Below are 18,377 nucleotides of genomic sequence, written 5' to 3' on the forward strand. Positions count from 1 at the left end.
GAAAAGGTCTTCCCTCGGCCGGACGACTGCGGCATCCTGCGGCCATGCAGACGGAGCTGAGCAAGCAACTGGGGATCGAGCACGCCATCTTCGGCTTCACGCCGTTTCCCGCCGTCGCCGCGGCCATCAGTCGCGCGGGCGGTCTCGGCGTGCTCGGCGCGGTCCGCTACACCGCCCCCGACGACCTCGAGCGCGACCTCGACTGGATCGAGGCGAACGTCGACGGCAGGCCCTACGGCCTGGACGTGGTGATGCCGGCCAAGAAGGTCGAGGGAGTCTCCGAGGCGGACGTCGAGGCGATGATCCCCGAAGGGCACCGGCAGTTCGTCGCGGACACCCTCGCCAAGTACGGCGTCCCCGGACTCGCCGAGGGGGAGGCCGCGGGCTGGCGCATCACGGGCTGGATGGAAGAGGTCGCGCGCACCCAGCTCGACGTCGCCTTCGGCCATCCGATCAGACTGCTGGCCAACGCGCTGGGCTCACCGCCCGCCGACGTCGTGCACCGCGCCCACGAACAAGGGGTGCTCGTCGCGGCCCTCGCGGGCAGCGCCCGGCACGCCCGCAAACACGCCGAGGCGGGTATCGACATAGTCGTCGCGCAGGGCTACGAGGCGGGCGGCCACACCGGGGAGATCGCCTCGATGGTGCTCACGCCGGAGGTCGTCGACGCCGTCGACCCGCTGCCCGTCCTCGCGGCGGGCGGCATCGGCAGCGGGCGGCAGGTGGCCGCCGCGCTCAGCCTCGGCGCCCAGGGCGTATGGCTCGGCTCGCTGTGGCTGACCGTCACCGAGGCCGACCTGCACTCACCGGCCGTGACCCGCAAGCTGCTGGCCGCCGGGTCCGGAGACACCGTCCGCTCGCGCGCGCTGACCGGGAAGCCGGCCCGCCAGCTGCGCACCGAGTGGACCGACGCCTGGGACGACCCACAGGGTCCCGGCACCCTGCCCATGCCCCTGCAGGGGCTGCTGGTGGCCGACGCCGTCTCCCGCATCCAGAAGTACGAGGTGGAGCCGCTGCTCGGGACGCCTGTCGGGCAGATCGTCGGCCGGATGAACAGCGAACGGAGCGTCCAGGCCGTCTTCGACGACCTGACCCGCGGTTTCGAGCACGCCGTCGACCGCGTCAACCGGATCGCCGGAAGGAGCGCCCGACCGTGACCACCTCGACCCCACCGAACGGCTTCTGGGCCCAGGCCACCGCAGACCCCGGGCGGACGGTCCTCGTCACACCGGACGGGGACGACTGGACCGCCGGCCGACTGCACACCGCGGCCAACCAACTGGTGCACGGGCTGCGCGCCGCCGGTCTCGGACGCGGCGACGCCTTCGCCGTCGTCCTGCCCAACGGCGTCGAGTTCCTCGTCGCCTATCTCGCGGCCTCGCAGGCCGGCCTCTACCTCGTCCCCGTCAACCACCACCTCGTCGGACCCGAGATCGCCTGGATCGTCTCGGACTCGGGCGCCAAGGTGCTCATCACCCACGAACGGTTCGCCGACGCCGCCCGCCACGCCGCCGACGAGGCGGGACTGCCGCCCGCGAACCGCTACGCCGTCGGCCCGGCCGCGGGCTTCCGGCCGTACGCCGAACTCCTCGCCGGACAGGACGGATCGGCTCCCGCCGACCGCACCCTCGGCTGGGTCATGAACTACACCTCGGGCACCACGGGCCGCCCCCGCGGCATCCGCCGACCGCTGCCCGGCAAGCTCCCCGAGGAGACCTACCTCGGAGGCTTCCTCGGCATCTTCGGCATCAAGCCCTTCGACGACAACGTCCACCTCGTCTGCTCACCGCTCTACCACACGGCCGTCCTCCAGTTCGCGGGCGCCTCCCTGCACATCGGCCACCGTCTGGTGCTGATGGACAAGTGGACACCCGAGGAGATGCTCCGGGTCATCGACACCCACCGGTGCACCCACACCCACATGGTCCCGACCCAGTTCCACCGGCTGCTGGCGCTCCCCGAGGGGGTCCGGTCCCGCTACGACGTGTCGTCGATGCGGCACGCCATCCACGGCGCCGCCCCCTGCCCCGACCATGTGAAGCGAGCCATGATCGAGTGGTGGGGCCACAGTGTCGAGGAGTACTACGCCGCCAGCGAGGGCGGGGGCGCCTTCGCGACGGCCGAGGACTGGCTGAAGAAGCCCGGTACCGTCGGCAAGGCCTGGCCGATCAGCGAACTCGCCGTCTTCGACGACGACGGCAGGCGGCTGCCGCCCGGCGAACTCGGCACCGTCTACATGAAGATGAGCACCGGCGGATTCTCCTACCACAAGGACGAGAGCAAGACGCGCAAGAACCGCATCGGCGACTTCTTCACCGTCGGCGACCTCGGCTGCCTCGACGAGGAAGGCTATCTCTTCCTCCGCGACCGCAAGATCGACATGATCATCTCCGGTGGCGTCAACATCTACCCGGCCGAGATCGAGGCCGCCCTGCTCGCCCACCCCGCCGTCGCCGACGCGGCGGCCTTCGGCATCCCCCACGACGACTGGGGCGAGGAGGTCAAGGCCGTCGTCGAGCCCGCGCCCGGACACACACCGGGAGCGGCCCTCGCCGCGGACGTCCTGCGTCACTGCGCGGAGCGTCTCGCCGGGTACAAGCGTCCCAAGAGCGTCGACTTCATCGACTCGATGCCCCGCGACCCGAACGGGAAACTGTACAAACGGCGGTTGCGCGACCCGTACTGGGAGGGCCGTACCCGAGCCGTGTGACACGGCTCCCGGGGGTCCCGGCCCACTCGACCGAGTCGATCTCGACCGAGTCGATTCTCGACGAACCGAGCCGCTCGGGCCCCGTGTCCCGGCGAATCCGGCCGTGCGGTCGAGCGCGCTGGGATCCCGCGACGGGACCTCCGCCGGTGAAGTCGGCCGCCGGGGTGATGGGGGGAGGCGACGCGCGCGGTGCCGTCGATGCGCCGGACCGGGTCAGCCTGCCAGTCGGGCGAGAGCCAGGGCGTGAGCGTGGTCGAGGGAGTCAGCAGCGGCGCAAGGAACGTCCGGCTGCACACCGACGCCCTCCCAGTTCGTGCCGGAGACGGGGTTGACGGCGCGGCCGACGGGGACGGTGGCTTCCAGGTGCGGGTGCAGGGTCCAGCCCTGGCACGGGTGCGCGCCGCCGCGGGTGGGCTCGCCGACGACCACGGCCCGGCCGAGCTGCTGGAGGTCGTACGCCAGCTCCTCAGCGGCCGAGAACGTGCTGTCGCTGGACAGCACGTACAACGGCTTGCTGCCGCCGAAGCGCGCGCCGGGAACGTGCGGCAGGCTCCAGGACTGCTCGCTGCGCTCGCCGCCGCGCCAGTGCATGGTGTTGAGGTGCGTGCGCTCGTCGAGGAGGTAGCTGCAGACGAAGGCGACGGTGTCCGGGTCGCCGCCGCGGTTGCCGCGCAGGTCCACGATCAGCGCCTGGGCGCGGGAGGCCAGGGTGAGCGCGGCGCCCAGCGGTTCGGCGGCCCACTCCAGCGGAAAGAGCATCGGTGCCAGCTCCACCACGGCGACCCCTCCGTCGAGCAGCTGCACCCGGGGCGCACCGCCCAGTGAGGAGTCGAAGTCCCGGCGCATGGCGTCCAGGGTGGCCGCCCCCTGCTTCGGGGGGACCAGGGCGGCGTGGTGCTTCAGCCTCAGATGCCGGTCACCGTTGACGGACTGGAGGTCCGCGGTGACCAGGCCGGCGAGCTCCTCCGCGTCGTCCACGTCGTAGGCGCCTTCGGCAAGGCGTCGTCGCAACAGGCCGGCCAGCTGCTCGGCTGTCTCGGGGAAGACGTAGTGCTCGGCCAGCAGCCGGGCCGTCTCGTCGATGACAGGGGCCGGCGCGAGCTTCGTCGGAGTCGTCATGGCAGGGAGTAGAGCACTGCCGTTGCGAAAGCGTCAAAGGGTTTGGACCCTTTCGGTGTGCGTGATCAGCCCCCCTCTCAGACGCCTCCTGAGGACGTCCTGGAGATCGGTGCGCCTGAGCGGTTCGCGGCGCTCTCTCACCCTTTGCGTCACCGGTCGCTCCTCGCCCTGGGCCACCGGCCTGCCACCACCAGCCGGCTCGCGGCGCGGGTCGACGCGCTGAAGGACAGCGTGGCCCATCGCCCCAAGGCGCTCAGCGCGGCCGGGCTGGTCCACGTCGCCGAGACGCGCCAGGTCCACGGCGGCACCGAGCGGTACTACCAGCGCACGGCCCGCCGGACGGTCGTCGCCGAACCCCGCGCGAAGGGCACCGCCGCGATGCTCGCGGCGGTCGCCCAGGAGCTGGACCGCGCTCCTGCCGAGACCCACCTGACACTTCGCCACCTGCGGCTGAGCCCTGCGAAGGCAAGACAACTCGGCGAGGCCCTCGCCCGACTGGTCGACGAGGCCGAGGAGGATGCGGAGGGCCGGCCCGTGCACGGCGTGTTGGTGGCGTTCTGTCGGCAGTCCCTGCCGACCGGCACCACTGGTTCCGGCTGAGCGCTGTTGGGACAGGACAGCTGTCAGCGGCGCCCGCCCACGCGGATCACCCGCAGACCGGGCGAGGACAGGATGTCCCTCTCGCAGAACCGGGAGGTGACCCACCGCTCGCCGGAGAACAGCCGCGTCTGGTCGCTGTAGTGCGGCGAGGCAGGGTCGGACGACTGGGAGTACGTAAGGAGCGTACGGGCGACCGGACAGCGGCTTCCGTCCCAGCCGACCGCCTGGATGTACGAGGACCCGGTGGTGACCTCGGTGTAGCCGCCGGCCGCGGGATCCCACACCGGCTCGACCTTGTCCCACACTCCCAGCGACTCCGTGCCGCCCGGCACCGGGATGCGCCGGCCGTCCCGCACGACGAACTGGTGCGCGCCGAGCGGGGAGTCGAGCGGGATGCCCGCCGTGCGCAGCTCGGTCACCGTGTCGGCGAGGGCGGTCGCGAACCCCGAGACCCCGGTGTCGAGCGTGTTCGGGGTGTGCACGGGATCCGCCGCCGAGAACGGAACCTTCCAGAGCCGCGCGGCGGGCACCAGGGTGGTCAGCCTGCGCCAGAAGCGGTCGAAGAGCAGTACGCCCCGGCTGCCGGTGTTCATGGTGTGGTCCCACGCGGCGAGCGCGCGGCACGCGGCGCTCACGTCGACCGAGCCGCCGTCGACGCCCGTCGCGCTGCGGCCCGGCAGCGCGGCGCATGCCTTGGCCGCGTCGTTCGCGGCGAGGTCACCCGCAGGGGCACGGTTGGTGAACTGCTGGGCCAACAGGTCCCGTTGGGACAGATCCCGCTTCGCGGCCATCGCCGCGACGTCGTCGATCGCGCCCCGGGTACGGATCGAGCGCGCGGTGCCGATCGTCCCGAAGACCCGCTCGTACCCGGTCACCGGCCGGTCCGCGTTGGCCAGCCAGGCACTGTCGTTCGAGTTCTCCGCATAGGGCGCGTCCCGCAGGACCGGCATCCGCCCCGGCCCGAAGATCCCCGGTTGCACGGCGTCCTGGTCACTGCCCAGCGCGCAGTCGCCGCGCGAGCCGTCGAGGATCGCGACCCCGGACGCCGGATAGGTGACCCTGCCGAGCGGTGTCGAGCAGCGCCGGGCCAGTTCGTCGGTGATCCGGGGGAGTACCTGCGACTGGGTGAACAGCGAGTGACCCCCCGAGTCGGCGGCGATCGTGTTCACCCAGGGCAGTCCCTGGGTGGTCCTCAGGACCCTGATCATGTCGGCCGTGCTGCGTGCCCTGCTGAAACCGAGGGAGGTGTCCGAGGTCCGCAGGTTGGACGCGTTGGGGTCGTTGAGCGCGTACGCCGTCGTCGTGGTCCAGGGGAGCGGGAGCTGGGCGCCGAGCGAGGTGACCACGGGGCCGTAGCGGGTCCACCACTGGGTACGGGTGACGCGGGTGCCGCCTTCGACCCCCACGGTGACGGCCCGACTCGTCATCCGCTCCGGATTTCCGTCCACCAGGTACGTCGTCGGATCGGCCGGATCCAGGGTCAGCTGATGAAGGTCGAGGGTGACGCCCGTCGCGACCGTGTGGCTCCATGCCACCCGCGCGTTGAACCCGATCGACATCGTCGCGGAACCGAGCAGGGAGCCGCCCGAGACGTCCAGTTCGCCGGGGATCGTCTGCTGAGACCGCCAGAAGCGGCGGCCGCCCTGCCAGGGGTAGTGCGGGTTGCCGAGCAGCAGACCGCGGCCGTTCGCCGTCGTGGCACCGCTGAAGGCGACCGCGTTGGATCCCATGTCGGCGCTGTCGAAGGCCTCCCGCGCGGCACGGGCGAAGCTCTTCGCGGCTGCGGTGTCGCGCCGGTGGGGCGCGGTCGCGCCCGAGGAGGCGACTGCGCCCGGGGAAGCGGGCGCGCCGGTGACGGTGGCGGTCGTCGCCGGCGGTCGCGCACCCGTGATGCCGTCCACCGCGCGGCCCTGGCCACCGAGCACCGCCAGCGCGAAAGTGCGCGCGGCCACGTCCACCGGGGTCACGGGGCGGACCCAGGCGGCGCCCCGGCAGGCCGGGTCGGTGACGCGGTGCTGTGCGAGCCAGGCGTCGTAGCCCGCGGCCCAACCGCGCATCAGGTCCAGGACCTGCCGGCTCGGCCCCCTCGGCGCGGGGCGGGCGAGCAGCTCCTCCACCGTGCCCGCCTCGCGGACACCGCGGAAGTACAGGTCACTGGAGAGGTTCCCGGTAGCCGACGACAGCGAGCCGTCGGGCGCCGCGTCGGGCCCGAAGAACCGGGAGCGTTCGCCGCGCACGGTCACGAAGCCGTCGGCGAGGGTGCACACCTGGTCGGCGGCCTGCGCCCAGCCGGTGCCGAAGCCGAGATCCGTGTAGTCCTTGGCGAGGATGTGCGGAATGCCGTACTCGGTGTAGCGGATCACGGCGGACAGATCACCGGACGACGGACGGGACAGGGAGTGCCGCGGGCCCTGACCGTCCGCGGCGGCGGCCGGCAGCGCCGTGGTGGCGACGAGCAGGGCGGCGGCCAGGACGGTGAACCGTCCGGGGCGGGTGCGCATCGTGCCTCCCGACATCAGTGAGGGAAGGGGCGGTTGAGCGTAACAACGGCCACAGACGTTTGACCGGGTGTCACCGCGTCCCACGCGACGGTGGAGCGTCTTCGCGTCAAACGCGCCGGACGCTTGACCGCGCTCAGGGACCGCAACGAGGATCACGCCAGGGCGGACGGACGAAGGAGCAGGTCATGACGGCGGGACGAAGCGTCACGGTCGACGGGGTACTGCGACGCAGCGCCCGGCGGACCCCGGAGCGCGTCGCGGTCCATTACCGCGACCGCTCGTGGACCTACGCCGAACTCGACGAGGCCGTCTCCCGTGCGGCCCAGGCCCTGCGGTCCGCGGGACTGGCACCCCGCGACCGCGTCGGCGCCTACGGCCACAACTCGGACGCGTACCTGATCGGCTTCCTCGCCTGCGCCCGAGCCGGACTGGTACACGTGCCGGTCAATCAGAACCTGACCGGCGACGACCTTGCGTACATCGTCGGCCAGGCCGGCTGCGGACTCGTCCTGGCCGATCCGGATCTGGCCGGAAACCTGCCCGAGGGGACGCGCACCCTGCCCTTGCGCGACGCCGGCGACTCGCTGCTCGCGCGCCTGGCCGAGACCCCGCCGTACGACGGTCCGGAGCCGCGCGGTGAGGATCTGACGCAGCTGCTGTACACGTCGGGCACCACCGCGCTGCCCAAGGGCGCGATGATGACGCACCGCGCGCTGGTGCACGAGTACCTGAGCGCGATCACCGCCCTCGACCTGCAGGCCGGCGACCTGCCCGTGCACGCGCTGCCGCTCTACCACTCGGCGCAGATGCACGTGTTCCTGCTGCCGTATCTCGCCGTGGGCGCCGTGAACGTGATCCTCGACGCGCCGGACGCCGGCGAGATCCTCGACCTGGTCGAGGCGGGCCGTGCGGACAGCCTGTTCGCCCCGCCCACCGTATGGATCGGCCTGTCCAACCGGCCCGATTTCGCGACCCGCGACCTGAGCGGGCTGCGCAAGGCGTACTACGGGGCGTCGATCATGCCGGTTCCCGTCCTCGAGCGGCTGCGGGAACGGCTGCCGAAGCTGGCGTTCTACAACTGCTTCGGCCAGAGCGAGATCGGCCCGCTGGCCATGGTCCTCGGCCCCCGCGAGCACAGGGGCCGGATGGACTCCTGCGGACGGCCGGTGCTGTTCGTGGAGGCACGGGTCGTCGACGAGACCGGCAAGGACGTGGCCGACGGGGAGCGTGGCGAGATCGTCTACCGCTCACCGCAGTTGTGCGAGGGCTACTGGGACAGACCGGAGGAGACGGCCGAGGCCTTCCGCGACGGCTGGTTCCACTCCGGCGACCTCGCGGTCCAGGACGGGGACGGATTCTTCACCGTCGTGGACCGGGTGAAGGACGTCATCAACTCCGGTGGTGTGCTGGTCGCTTCGCGGCAGGTGGAGGACGCGCTCTACACCCACGAGGCGGTCGCCGAGGTGGCGGTGATCGGACTGCCCGACGAACGGTGGATCGAGGCGGTCACGGCGGTCGTCGTCGCGCGCGGAGAGATCAGCGGGGACGAACTCGTCGCGCACGCACGGGAGAAGCTCGCCCACTTCAAGGCGCCCAAGCGGGTGCTGTTCGTGGACGAGCTGCCGCGCAACGCGAGCGGGAAGATCCTCAAGCGCGAACTGAGGGACCGGTTCGCGGCGGACTCGTAGACCGCGCCGGGCGCCGCCCGCCCGACACCGGACCCGGTTCAGCGCTCCCGCAGGTCGACGATCCGCCTGATCTTCCCCACGGACCGCTCCAGCGACTCCGGCTCGACGACCTCGACGGTGACCGACACGCCGATCCCGTCCTTCACGGCGGCCGTGATGGAGTGCGCGGCCGCTTCGCGGATCCCGGGTGTGGCGCCGGGCCGCGCCTCGGCCCGTACGGTGAGCGCGTCGAGACGGCCCTCGCGGGTCAGCCGGAGCTGGAAGTGCGGCGCGACGCCCGGCGTGCGCAGCACGATCTCCTCGATCTGCGTCGGGAAGAGATTGACCCCCCGCAGGATCACCATGTCGTCGCTGCGTCCGGTGATCTTCTCCATCCGCCGGAAGACACGGGCGGTGCCCGGCAGCAGCCTGGTCAGGTCCCGCGTCCGGTAACGGATCACGGGCATGGCCTCCTTGGTGAGCGAGGTGAACACGAGCTCGCCCTCGGCGCCGTCCGGCAGCACCTCGCCGGTGATCGGGTCGACGACCTCCGGATAGAAATGGTCCTCCCAGATGTGCAGCCCGTCCTTGGTCTCCACGCACTCCTGGGCGACACCCGGGCCGACCACCTCCGACAGGCCGTAGATGTCCACGGCGTCGATGGCGAACCGCTCCTCGATCTCGCGCCGCATCTCCTCCGTCCACGGCTCCGCGCCGAAGACACCGACCCGCAGCGAGGTGCCGCGCGGGTCGACACCCTGCCGCTCGAACTCGTCGAGCAGCGTGAGCATGTACGAGGGGGTCACCATGATGACCTGGGGGCGCAGGTCCTGGATGAGCTGCACCTGACGTGATGTCATGCCGCCGGACGCGGGGATCACCGTGCAACCGAGCCGTTCGGCGCCGTAGTGCGCGCCGAGACCGCCGGTGAACAGCCCGTAGCCGTACGCCACATGCACCTTGTCGCCCGGACGGCCGCCCGCCGCCCGGATCGAACGGGCCACCATGTCGGACCACATGGAGAGGTCGTTGTCCGTGTAGCCGACGACCGTGGGACGCCCGGTGGTCCCGCTCGACGCGTGGAGGCGGCGGATTCGCTCCTGGGGCACGGCGAACATCCCGTACGGATAGTTCTCGCGCAGGTCCGCCTTGGTCGTGAACGGGAAACGCGCCAGGTCGGAGAGGGTCCGGCAGTCGTCCGGCCGTACGCCCGCCTTGTCGAAGGACTCCCGGTAGAAGGGCACGTTCTCGTACGCGTGCCGCAAGGACGCCCGCAGCCGCTCCTCCTGCAACGCCCGCAGCGCGTCGGCGTCCAGCCGCTCGCCCGCGTCCAGCAGGTCCTTCGACACCGTGGAATCCGCCATGGGGACTCCTCCCTCACCAACCGTACCAATCCGGGCGACCGATCATTCGGTCGTGCTGTTCGGGATCAGTAATTCAGGCCGGTCCGTCTCGTGCAAGGGGTCGGCGTCCAGTTTCTTCGCGATCCGTGCGCGATGTCCTCGACGCGCGGGACGCGAGGGCGGCGCGGGGCTCAGCCGCCGGCCTCCGCCGCCACCGAGCGTGCCCAGCGGTAGTCGGCCTTGCCGCTCGGCGACCGCTGGATGGTGTCCGTGATGACCAGCTGGCGGGGGATCTTGTAGCCGGCGAGGTGGTCCCGGACGTGGGCCTGGATGTCCTCGAGGGACGGCCGGCGCGCACCCTGGCGCAGTTGTACGACCGCCGCCACGTGGTTGCCCCACTTCTCGTCCGGCACCCCGGCGACCAGGGCGTCGTACACGTCCGGATGGGACTTGAGGGCCTGCTCGACCTCCTCCGGGTAGACCTTCTCGCCACCGGTGTTGATGCACTGGGAGCCTCGGCCGAGGACGATGACGATGCCCTCCTCGTCGACGGTCGCCATGTCGCCGAGCAGGACCCATCGCTCGCCGTCCTTCTGGAAGAAGGTCTCGGCCGTCTTCGCGGGGTCGTTGTAGTAGCCGAGGGGCACGTGGCCGCGCTGTGCGATGCGTCCGGGCTCGCCGACGGCGACCGGTTCGTGGGTCGCCGGATCCACCACCTGGGTGCGGGAGTTGACGCGTACCCGGAAGCCCCTGCCGGGGCCCGAGTCGGCGGTGGCGGTGCCGTTGAACCCGGACTCCGACGAGCCGAAGTTGTTGAGCAGCATCACGTTCGGGACCAGCGCCTGGAACTGCGCGCGGACCGTCTCCGACATGATGGCGCCGGACGACGACAGGCTGAACATGGAGGAGCAGTCCGTGCCCCTCATGGGCCCCTTCAGCGCGTCGATCAGCGGTCGCAGCATCGCGTCGCCGACCAGCGACACGCTGGTGACCCGCTCCCGCTCGATCGTCCGAAGTACCTCCTCGGGCACGAACTTGCGGTGGATCACCACCCGTTGCCCGAAGTTGAACCCGATGAAGGCCGTCAGCGTCGAGGTGCCGTGCATCAGCGGGGGAGTGGGAAAGAACGTGATGCCCTCACCGCCCGCCGCGACCCGCTCGGCGAGCTCCTCCGGCTTCGCCACCGCCTCACCCGTCGGCGCGCCGCCGCCCAGGCCCGCGAAGAACAGATCCTCCTGCCGCCACATGACGCCCTTGGGCATACCGGTCGTACCGCCCGTGTAGATGATGAACTGGTCGTCCGCCGAGCGTGCCGGGAAACCCCGCCGGGGGGAGCCGGCGGCCTCGGCCTCCGCGAAGTCCACGAGGGCCGGAGTACGCGCGGGATCAGGAGCGGGAGCATCGGCGGAGGCGGAGGCGGAGGCGGAGATGGAGGTGGAGATGGAGGTGGAGGCCGAGGTGCGCGGCGTGGCGGCCGTCCCGGAGCCGGAGGCTCCCACGCGTACGAGGTGGCGCAGAGCGCGGGTTCGCGGAAGTGCCGCCGTCACCCGGTCGGTGAACTCCGCGTCGAAGACCAGGGCCACCAGATCCGCGTCCTGGTAGAGGTAGACCAGTTCGTCGGCCACATAACGGTAGTTGACGTTGACCGGTACGATCCGCGCCTTCAGGCAGGCCAGCACCGTCTGCACGTACTCGATCCCGTTGTACAGGTGCAGCCCCAGGTGTTCGCCGGGGCGTATGCCGCTGTCGATCAGGTGGTGGGCGATGCGGTTCGCCGCCGAGTCCAGTTGCGCGTACGTCAGCCGGCGCTCCGCGCCCGTGCCGGGATGGTCGAGGTAGACCAGCGCCTCGCGGTCGGGGACCACGTCGACGACCGACTCGAACAGGTCGGCAAGGTTGTACTCCACCGCTCCTCCTGACGCCGAACGTCCGGGGCCGCCCCTCGGCTCGACGGTCATCAGAGCAAAGCCCGCCACAACTGGGAAGGGCCCGCGCAGAAGAAATCTGACTGTCTGTCAGAAAACCCTTGTACTGACTCCGCGCCTCCTGCAACCTGTTCTCGTTCCTGCGACGGGAGGACGGCAATGGGTGGGACGGAACACCTCACCGTGCGGCGCGAAGGCGCCACGCTGGTGCTCACGCTCAACAGGCCCGAGGCCAAGAACGCGCTTTCGCTGCCGATGCTGGTCGGCCTGTACGACGGCTGGACCGAGGCCGACGCGGACGACGGGATCCGCTCGATCGTGCTCACCGGCGCGGGCGGCGCCTTCTGCGCAGGCATGGACCTCAAGGCACTGGCCGGAAAGGGCATGGAGGGCGAGCGGTACCGGGACCGGCTGAAGGCCGACCCGGATCTGCACTGGAAGGCGATGCTGCGCCACCACCGCCCCCGCAAACCGGTGATCGCCGCCGTCGAGGGACCCTGCGTCGCGGGCGGCACCGAGATCCTCCAGGGCACCGACATCCGGGTCGCCGGCGAGTCGGCGCTCTTCGGCCTCTTCGAGGTCAGACGCGGACTGTTCCCGATCGGCGGCTCCACCGTCCGGCTGCCACGCCAGATCCCGCGCACGCACGCCCTGGAGATGCTCCTGACCGGGCGCTCCTACCCGGCCGCGGAAGCCGCCCGCATCGGTCTCGTCGGCCGGGTCGTGCCGGACGGAACGGCGCTCGCCGAGGCCCTCGAGATCGCCGAGCGGGTCAACGCCTGCGGCCCGCTCGCCGTCGAGGCCGTCAAGGCGTCCGTGTACGAGACCGCCGGGATGACCGAGGCCGAGGGCCTCGCCGCCGAACTCACGCGCGGTTGGCCGATCTTCGACACCGCCGACGCCAAGGAGGGTTCCCGGGCCTTCGCCGAGAAGCGCCCGCCCGTCTACCGGCGCGCCTGACCCCCGAGCTCCCGTACGTGCGCGCCTGACCTCCGAAGGAGACATCCGGGATGCCCGAAGTCCTCAAAGCCCCCCTCGTCGTCGAGTTCCCCTTCACCCGCTCGCTCGGCCCCGTCCAGAGCGCGTTCCTCACCGGTCTGCGCGAGCGGGTGGTCCTCGGCGTACGGACCACCGACGGCAGGACGCTCGTCCCGCCCGTCGAGTACGACCCCGTCACCGCCGACGAGCTCCGCGACCTGGTCGAGGTCGCCCCCACCGGCACCGTCACCACCTGGGCCTGGAACCACGCCCCGCGCCGGGGCCAGCCGCTCGACACGCCCTTCGCCTGGGTCCTGGTCAGGCTCGACGGCGCCGACACCGCCCTGCTGCACGCCCTGGACGCTCCAGGCCCCGACGCCGTGCGCACCGGGATGCGGGTGCGCGTCCGCTGGGCCGGGGAACGCTCCGGAGCCATCACGGACATCGCCTGCTTCGAACCGTACGACGGCGATCCGGGCCGACCCGGTGCTCACGACGGCCGGTTCGCCGACATGGTGACCGGCATCGTCGCCCCCGCCCGCCTCGACTACGTGTACACGCCGGGCCGCGCCCAGAGCGCCTACATCGAGGCCCTCTCCGAGCGGCGCACCGTGGGCGAGCGCTGCCCGCTGTGCCGCAAGGTGTACGTCCCGCCCCGGGGCGCGTGCCCCACCTGTGGGGTCGCCACCACCGAACGGGTCGAGGTCGGACCGCGCGGCACGGTCACCACGTACTGCATCGTCAACATCAAGGCCCGGAACCTGGACATCGAAGTGCCGTACGTCTACGCCCACATCGCCCTGGACGGCGCCGACCTCGCGCTGCACGGCCGGATCGGCGGCATCCCCTACGACCAGGTGCGGATGGGGCTGCGGGTCGAGCCCGTGTGGACCCAGGACGGCCGTCACCCCGACCACTACCGGCCGGCCGGCGAACCCGACGCGGACTACGAGACGTACAAGGAGCTGTTGTAGATGCGGCCCATCAGGGACGTCGCCGTGGTCGCCTTCGGGCAGACCGACCACCGGCGCACCAGCGACGAACTCTCCGAGGTGGAGATGCTCATGCCGGTCCTGCACGAGGTCCTGGACAGCACCGGCCTGAAGACCAGCGACATCGACTTCACCTGCTCCGGTTCGACGGACTACCTCGCGGGCCGCGCCTTCTCCTTCACCATGGCGCTCGACGGGGTGGGCGCCTGGCCGCCGATCTCCGAGTCGCACGTCGAGATGGACGGGGCGTGGGCGCTGTACGAGGCATGGACGAAGCTCCTGACCGGTGACGCCGACACCGCGCTCGTGTACGCGTACGGGAAGTCGTCGCCGGGATCCGTACGGGACGTCCTGACCCGGCAGCTCGACCCGTACTACGTCGCGCCGCTGTGGCCCGACTCGGTCGCGCTCGCCGCACTCCAGGCGCGGGCACTCATCGACGCGGGCGACACCGACGAACCCGCGCTCGCCGCCGTCGCGTCCCGCAGCCGCACCTCGGGGGCCGCCAACCCCCACGCGCAGCCGCGGGGTTCGGTGGGCCAGGGCGACTACGTCGTACGTCCGCTGCGGACCGGGGACTGCCCGCCGGTCGGGGACGGCGCCGCCGCGGTGATCCTCGCGGCGGGCGAGCGGGCCCGCGAGCTGTGCGAGCGGCCCGCCTGGATCCGTGGCATCGACCACCGCATCGAGGCCCACAGTCTCGGCGTGCGCGACCTCACGGACTCACCGTCCACCCGCCTCGCCGCCGAGCGCGCCGGGGCCTTCGAACGACCCGTCGACACGGCGGAACTGCACGCCCCCTTCACCTCGCAGGAGGTCGTCCTGCGCAAGGCGCTGCGGCTCGCCGACGACGTGGACGTGAACCCCTCCGGCGGAGCGCTCGCGGCCAACCCGGTCATGGTCGCCGGGCTCGTCCGCGTCGGAGAGGCCGCCGCGCGCATCCACCGGGGCACCTCCGACCGGGCACTCGCCCACGCCACCTCGGGGCCCTGCCTCCAACAGAACCTGGTCGCCGTACTCGAAGGGGATCCGCGATGAGCAAGGAGCCCGTGGCCGTCGTAGGCGTCGGCCAGACCAAGCACGTGGCGGCCCGGCGGGACGTGTCGATCGCCGGCCTGGTCCGCGAGGCGGCCCGGCGGGCCCTGGCGGACGCGGAGCTGACCTGGTCCGACGTCGACGCCGTCGTCATCGGTAAGGCGCCGGACTTCTTCGAGGGCGTCATGATGCCGGAGCTGTACCTCGCCGACGCGCTCGGCGCCGTCGGCAAGCCGATGCTGCGCGTGCACACGGCGGGCTCCGTCGGCGGCTCGACCGCGCTGGTCGCCACCAACCTCGTCGCGGGCCGCGTCCACGGCACCGTCCTGACCCTGGCCTACGAGAAGCAGTCCGAGTCGAACGCCATGTGGGGCCTGTCCCTGCCGATCCCCTTCCAGCAGCCGCTGCTGGCCGGCGCGGGCGGATTCTTCGCACCGCACGTACGCGCGTACATGCGGCGTACGGGCGCGCCCGACACCGTCGGCTCCCTGGTCGCCTACAAGGACCGCCGCAACGCGCTCAAGAACCCCTACGCGCACCTCCACGAACACGACATCACCCTGGAGAAGGTCCAGGCATCCCCGATGCTCTGGGACCCGATCCGCTACTCGGAGACCTGCCCGTCCTCGGACGGCGCGTGCGCCATGATCCTCACCGACCGCGCGGGCGCGGCCCGTTCACCCCGTCCGCCCGCGTGGCTGCACGGCGGCGCGATGCGCAGCGAGCCCACCCTCTTCGCCGGCAAGGACTGCGTGTCCCCGCGGGCGGGCAAGGACTGCGCGGCCGACGTCTACCGGCAGGCCGGCATCGCGGACCCGCGCCGGGACATCGACGCCGTGGAAATGTACGTACCTTTCTCCTGGTACGAACCCATGTGGCTGGAGAACCTCGGCTTCGCCGACGAGGGCGAGGGCTGGAAACTCACCGAATCCGGGGTGACCGAGCTCGACGGGGACCTGCCCGTCAACATGTCGGGCGGCGTACTCTCCACCAATCCGATCGGGGCCTCCGGGATGATCCGCTTCGCGGAAGCGGCGCTCCAGGTACGTGGACAGGCGGGAGAACACCAGGTGGAAGGGGCCCGACGGGTACTGGGGCACGCCTACGGAGGCGGCTCCCAGTTCTTCTCGATGTGGCTGGTCGGGTCCGAGCCGCCCAGCTCCTGAAACCGTCCCCCTCACGTGGCCTGTCCGCCACCGGAACCGATCGCTAGGCTGGCGGCGGACGACGAACCGGGAGGAGCACGGACGTGGCCGAGAGCACCATCGAGCAACACCCGCTCGCGGGCTGGGACAAGCCTGAGCTGGACCTGAGCAAGGCCGAATGGCAGTCCAGCAGCCGAGGGCGAGGTGACGTCCAGATCGCCTTTGTCGAGGGCTTCATCGCGATGCGCAACAGCGGCCGCGCCGAGAGCCCTTCCTTGATCTTCACACCCGCCGAGTGGGGCGCCTTCGTGTCGGGCGCCCGCGAGGGCGAGTTCGACCTGACCTGACCTGACCTGACCTGACCTGACCTGACCTGGCACCTGGCACCTGGCACGAGGAGAAGGAACACGCGAGCGGTGACCCCGTCCCCCGGCCGGTGCCGAACCGCACCGGAACCGGGAGACGGCCGCCACCTCCCGCGCCTGACGGAGAACGGCCGCCGCCCGCGAAGGGCCGTTCCCCGCGGGGCCCTTCGACCTAGCGCGCCCGCACCGGGGGCGACGCGCTCCGGCGTATCGGCCCCGCCACCGGCCGCCCGGCCACTCGCGTGCTCTCAGGTCGTGGTCGCATGCGGCACCGGCAGGCGGTGGGCCGGCGGCCTCCCGTCTGTACGTCGGGCAGGACCGGGGGCGCGGTCACAGGCTCAGCATCTTCAGGGGCTCGGTGAGGGTGATCCCCGCGATCCGTTCAGGAGTCAACCCGGCCTGGTGGAAGGACGACCGGCTCCACTCCAGCCATGGCTCGATGTCCATCTGGGACGGCTGGCCGAGGTCGGAGCTGTAGACGACCCTCGGCAGGAGGGGCAGGACGTCGGCGAAGCCGGTCAGGTCCTGGTACTCGAGGAGCCGGGTGAGCGCGGTCTGCTCCGTCCATACCGGCTCCGCCGCGGCCACCTCCACGAGGTCCTTGCAGGTCAGCCCGGTCATCGGATTGGCGGGCTGGTTGAGCATCAGGCGTGGCAGGTCCAGCCGTACGGCCTCGTCGACCAGGAGTCGCACCTCGTGGGCGTCGGCGTGGCCGGTGGAGACGACCACCGGCAGATCCCGTGCGGCGCGCGGGACCTCACGGACCTCGGTGCGCAGCACCCGACTGTCGTCGGCGACGGTGAGCGGGCGCAGGCCCCCGGCGAGGAGGGGATGGGAGGGGGTGCGGGTCAGCCGGCTGCGCTGAGTGCGGCCGGTGACCGTGGGCAGATGGACGATCAGGCGCAGTCCGCTGTCCTCGCCGTGCTGGATGACGGCCTGTCCCACGGCCCGCGCGTCGAATCCTCCGGCCAGGGCGTTGAGGACGATCGAGCCGGAGACGGGCAGCCCCTGTTGGCGGGCCTCCCACGCTTGGGCCGCGGTCGAGCCGAGGTGGTTCTTGAGGACGACCCAACCCCCGTGCCCCGCGTACGCTTGGGCCGCGGTCGAGCCGAGGTGGTTCTTGAGGACGACCCAACCCCCGTGCCCCGCGTACGCTTGGGCCGCGGTCGAGCCGAGGTGGTCCTTGAGGACGACCCAACCCCCGTGCCCCGCGTAGATCGCACCGGCGGTGGCGGCGGTGTGACGGCGCAGATACGCGTCCGGACCTACGTGGTAGTGGACGTCGATGAAGCCGGCGTGCCGTAAGAGCGGGGGACCGGGCCGCCCGGTGGCTTCAGCGGTCGTCATGGTCACCCTCGTCCTCCCACGGACGGGCGTAGCCGAAGCGGGCGCGTGCCTCGTCCAGCCTGTCGCCGCCGAGCGCCGCCGCCCGGATACGGGACTCCGTACGCTCCACGGCCTCGGCGCGGCGGACGACCTCCTCGACGAGGCCGGCCGGGACGCGCAGCGCGCCGTTGTCGCCGGCGAAGATCCAGTCGCCCGGACGGACGGGCCGGGTCTCCCGCCGGATGCGGTCGGGAACTCCCTCGTAGGGGGCGCCGGGAGTGTCCGACCACCCGTCCAGGAACCGCCGCCCCGGAAACGGCGGTTGCGTGTGGGGCCGGTGGGACCGTCGGCTCACCGGTGGGCCGACGGGTCCGTGGGGTCAGCGCTTGGCGGCTCGGGCCGCGAGCGTCTCGCCGGCGATCGACCAGCTGTCGGTACCGATCTCCTGCACCGTCACCCACACGCTCTCCGGCTTGCTGCCGGTGGCCCGCACATACGCGTCGTCAGGTCACGGACCAGCTGGGCCTTCTGCTCGGCGGTCCTGCCGGGGGTCCGCTGCACGTGGATGAGAGGCATGGTGTTCTCCGCTGGAGCGAGGTTGAACTGATGCCGTACGGTCCCGGGCCGCAGGGCGGGGGAACCGCCGCGGATCCAGTCCAACACCGCGCCGG

17 protein-coding genes are annotated in these 18,377 nt (G+C 71.6%); 9 read left to right on the forward strand and 8 right to left on the reverse strand.

The annotated features are described in order from the left end of the window. The first annotated feature begins 44 nt into the window (after positions 1-44). Entirely contained in the window at positions 45-1,157 is a 1,113-nt protein-coding gene (locus ACFVTC_RS03415; protein WP_390123419.1) for an NAD(P)H-dependent flavin oxidoreductase, read from the forward strand. Beyond that, a complete protein-coding gene (locus tag ACFVTC_RS03420; RefSeq protein ID WP_390123421.1) occupies positions 1,154-2,710 on the forward strand; it encodes an acyl-CoA synthetase in 1,557 nt (518 codons plus the stop codon). Before ACFVTC_RS03415 ends, ACFVTC_RS03420 begins: the two co-directional genes overlap by 4 nt. A gap of 213 nt (positions 2,711-2,923) precedes the next feature. On the opposite strand, the gene ACFVTC_RS03425 is transcribed toward ACFVTC_RS03420, so the two are convergent. Then, positions 2,924-3,829 carry a S41 family peptidase gene (locus ACFVTC_RS03425; RefSeq protein WP_390123423.1) on the reverse strand — a complete coding sequence of 302 codons (906 nt, stop codon included), beginning with the start codon at positions 3,827-3,829 and terminating at the stop codon, positions 2,924-2,926. Between the two features lie 57 nt (positions 3,830-3,886). Here ACFVTC_RS03425 and ACFVTC_RS03430 point away from each other — a divergent pair, with 57 nt between their 5' ends. After that, complete coding sequence (locus ACFVTC_RS03430) at positions 3,887-4,429, forward strand: ArsR/SmtB family transcription factor (protein ID WP_390123425.1); 543 nt, start codon at positions 3,887-3,889, stop codon at positions 4,427-4,429. 23 nt (positions 4,430-4,452) lie between these two features. Here the strand turns inward: ACFVTC_RS03430 and ACFVTC_RS03435 are convergent, their stop codons facing one another. Further along, positions 4,453-6,930, reverse strand: a complete 2,478-nt coding sequence (locus tag ACFVTC_RS03435; RefSeq protein ID WP_390123428.1) for a penicillin acylase family protein — start codon at positions 6,928-6,930, stop codon at positions 4,453-4,455. Between the two features lie 185 nt (positions 6,931-7,115). Here ACFVTC_RS03435 and ACFVTC_RS03440 point away from each other — a divergent pair, with 185 nt between their 5' ends. Further along, positions 7,116-8,618, forward strand: coding sequence for an acyl-CoA synthetase (locus tag ACFVTC_RS03440; RefSeq protein ID WP_390123430.1), 1,503 nt, complete (start codon positions 7,116-7,118; stop codon positions 8,616-8,618). A gap of 38 nt (positions 8,619-8,656) precedes the next feature. On the opposite strand, the gene paaK is transcribed toward ACFVTC_RS03440, so the two are convergent. Together paaK and ACFVTC_RS03450 are read right to left on the reverse strand one after the other, a co-directional pair. Further along, positions 8,657-9,961, reverse strand: coding sequence for a phenylacetate--CoA ligase PaaK (gene paaK / locus ACFVTC_RS03445; protein WP_390123432.1), 1,305 nt, complete (start codon positions 9,959-9,961; stop codon positions 8,657-8,659). Between the two features lie 170 nt (positions 9,962-10,131). Next, positions 10,132-11,847: an acyl-CoA synthetase gene (locus ACFVTC_RS03450; protein WP_390123434.1), complete on the reverse strand. Its 1,716-nt coding sequence runs from the start codon at positions 11,845-11,847 to the stop codon at positions 10,132-10,134. A gap of 177 nt (positions 11,848-12,024) precedes the next feature. Here ACFVTC_RS03450 and ACFVTC_RS03455 point away from each other — a divergent pair, with 177 nt between their 5' ends. The 5 genes from ACFVTC_RS03455 (at position 12,025) to ACFVTC_RS03475 (ending at position 16,362) form a co-directional block, all read left to right on the forward strand. Continuing rightward, positions 12,025-12,825: a crotonase/enoyl-CoA hydratase family protein gene (locus ACFVTC_RS03455; RefSeq protein WP_390123436.1), complete on the forward strand. Its 801-nt coding sequence runs from the start codon at positions 12,025-12,027 to the stop codon at positions 12,823-12,825. 50 nt (positions 12,826-12,875) lie between these two features. Further along, positions 12,876-13,817 (forward strand): Zn-ribbon domain-containing OB-fold protein, encoded by a 942-nt coding sequence (locus tag ACFVTC_RS03460; RefSeq protein ID WP_390123438.1) that lies wholly within the window; start codon positions 12,876-12,878, stop codon positions 13,815-13,817. Then, entirely contained in the window at positions 13,818-14,873 is a 1,056-nt protein-coding gene (locus ACFVTC_RS03465; RefSeq protein ID WP_390123440.1) for a thiolase domain-containing protein, read from the forward strand. It abuts the gene before it with no gap. Then, on the forward strand, positions 14,870-16,036 hold the full coding sequence (locus ACFVTC_RS03470) for a thiolase domain-containing protein (RefSeq protein WP_390123442.1): 1,167 nt from the start codon (positions 14,870-14,872) through the stop codon (positions 16,034-16,036). The genes ACFVTC_RS03465 and ACFVTC_RS03470 overlap by 4 nt, the downstream gene beginning before the upstream one ends. Before the next feature lie 83 nt (positions 16,037-16,119). Continuing rightward, entirely contained in the window at positions 16,120-16,362 is a 243-nt protein-coding gene (locus tag ACFVTC_RS03475; RefSeq protein WP_168526326.1) for a DUF397 domain-containing protein, read from the forward strand. A gap of 348 nt (positions 16,363-16,710) precedes the next feature. Here the strand turns inward: ACFVTC_RS03475 and ACFVTC_RS03480 are convergent, their stop codons facing one another. From ACFVTC_RS03480 to ACFVTC_RS03495, 4 genes are read right to left on the reverse strand one after another with little or no spacing between them, the layout of a single operon-like run. After that, positions 16,711-17,727 (reverse strand): DUF6282 family protein, encoded by a 1,017-nt coding sequence (locus tag ACFVTC_RS03480; protein ID WP_390123444.1) that lies wholly within the window; start codon positions 17,725-17,727, stop codon positions 16,711-16,713. Next, positions 17,714-18,061: a hypothetical protein gene (locus ACFVTC_RS03485; RefSeq protein WP_390123446.1), complete on the reverse strand. Its 348-nt coding sequence runs from the start codon at positions 18,059-18,061 to the stop codon at positions 17,714-17,716. Before ACFVTC_RS03485 ends, ACFVTC_RS03480 begins: the two co-directional genes overlap by 14 nt. Positions 18,062-18,085: 24 nt before the next feature. After that, entirely contained in the window at positions 18,086-18,199 is a 114-nt protein-coding gene (locus ACFVTC_RS03490) for a 4-oxalocrotonate tautomerase family protein (protein ID WP_390123781.1), read from the reverse strand. Then, a complete protein-coding gene (locus tag ACFVTC_RS03495; RefSeq protein ID WP_390123448.1) occupies positions 18,160-18,282 on the reverse strand; it encodes a 4-oxalocrotonate tautomerase family protein in 123 nt (40 codons plus the stop codon). Before ACFVTC_RS03495 ends, ACFVTC_RS03490 begins: the two co-directional genes overlap by 40 nt. Positions 18,283-18,377 lie beyond the last annotated feature (95 nt).

The organism is Streptomyces sp. NPDC057950, assembly GCF_042887295.1.
Taxonomy (GTDB): Bacteria; Actinomycetota; Actinomycetes; order Streptomycetales; family Streptomycetaceae; genus Streptomyces; species Streptomyces kaempferi.

Excerpts from the sequence above, each read along its gene's own strand:
- ACFVTC_RS03460 (WP_390123438.1), top strand. The coding sequence starts at position 12,876 with ATGCCCGAAGTCCTCAAAGCCCCCCTCGTCGTCGAGTTCCCCTTCACC.
- ACFVTC_RS03435 (WP_390123428.1), bottom strand. The coding sequence starts at position 6,930 with ATGCGCACCCGCCCCGGACGGTTCACCGTCCTGGCCGCCGCCCTGCTC.
- ACFVTC_RS03495 (WP_390123448.1), bottom strand. The coding sequence starts at position 18,282 with ATGCCTCTCATCCACGTGCAGCGGACCCCCGGCAGGACCGCCGAGCAG.
- ACFVTC_RS03470 (WP_390123442.1), top strand. The coding sequence starts at position 14,870 with ATGAGCAAGGAGCCCGTGGCCGTCGTAGGCGTCGGCCAGACCAAGCAC.
- ACFVTC_RS03480 (WP_390123444.1), bottom strand. The coding sequence starts at position 17,727 with ATGACGACCGCTGAAGCCACCGGGCGGCCCGGTCCCCCGCTCTTACGG.
- ACFVTC_RS03425 (WP_390123423.1), bottom strand. The coding sequence starts at position 3,829 with ATGACGACTCCGACGAAGCTCGCGCCGGCCCCTGTCATCGACGAGACG.
- ACFVTC_RS03465 (WP_390123440.1), top strand. The coding sequence starts at position 13,818 with ATGCGGCCCATCAGGGACGTCGCCGTGGTCGCCTTCGGGCAGACCGAC.
- ACFVTC_RS03440 (WP_390123430.1), top strand. The coding sequence starts at position 7,116 with ATGACGGCGGGACGAAGCGTCACGGTCGACGGGGTACTGCGACGCAGC.
- paaK (WP_390123432.1), bottom strand. The coding sequence starts at position 9,961 with ATGGCGGATTCCACGGTGTCGAAGGACCTGCTGGACGCGGGCGAGCGG.
- ACFVTC_RS03455 (WP_390123436.1), top strand. The coding sequence starts at position 12,025 with ATGGGTGGGACGGAACACCTCACCGTGCGGCGCGAAGGCGCCACGCTG.
- ACFVTC_RS03415 (WP_390123419.1), top strand. The coding sequence starts at position 45 with ATGCAGACGGAGCTGAGCAAGCAACTGGGGATCGAGCACGCCATCTTC.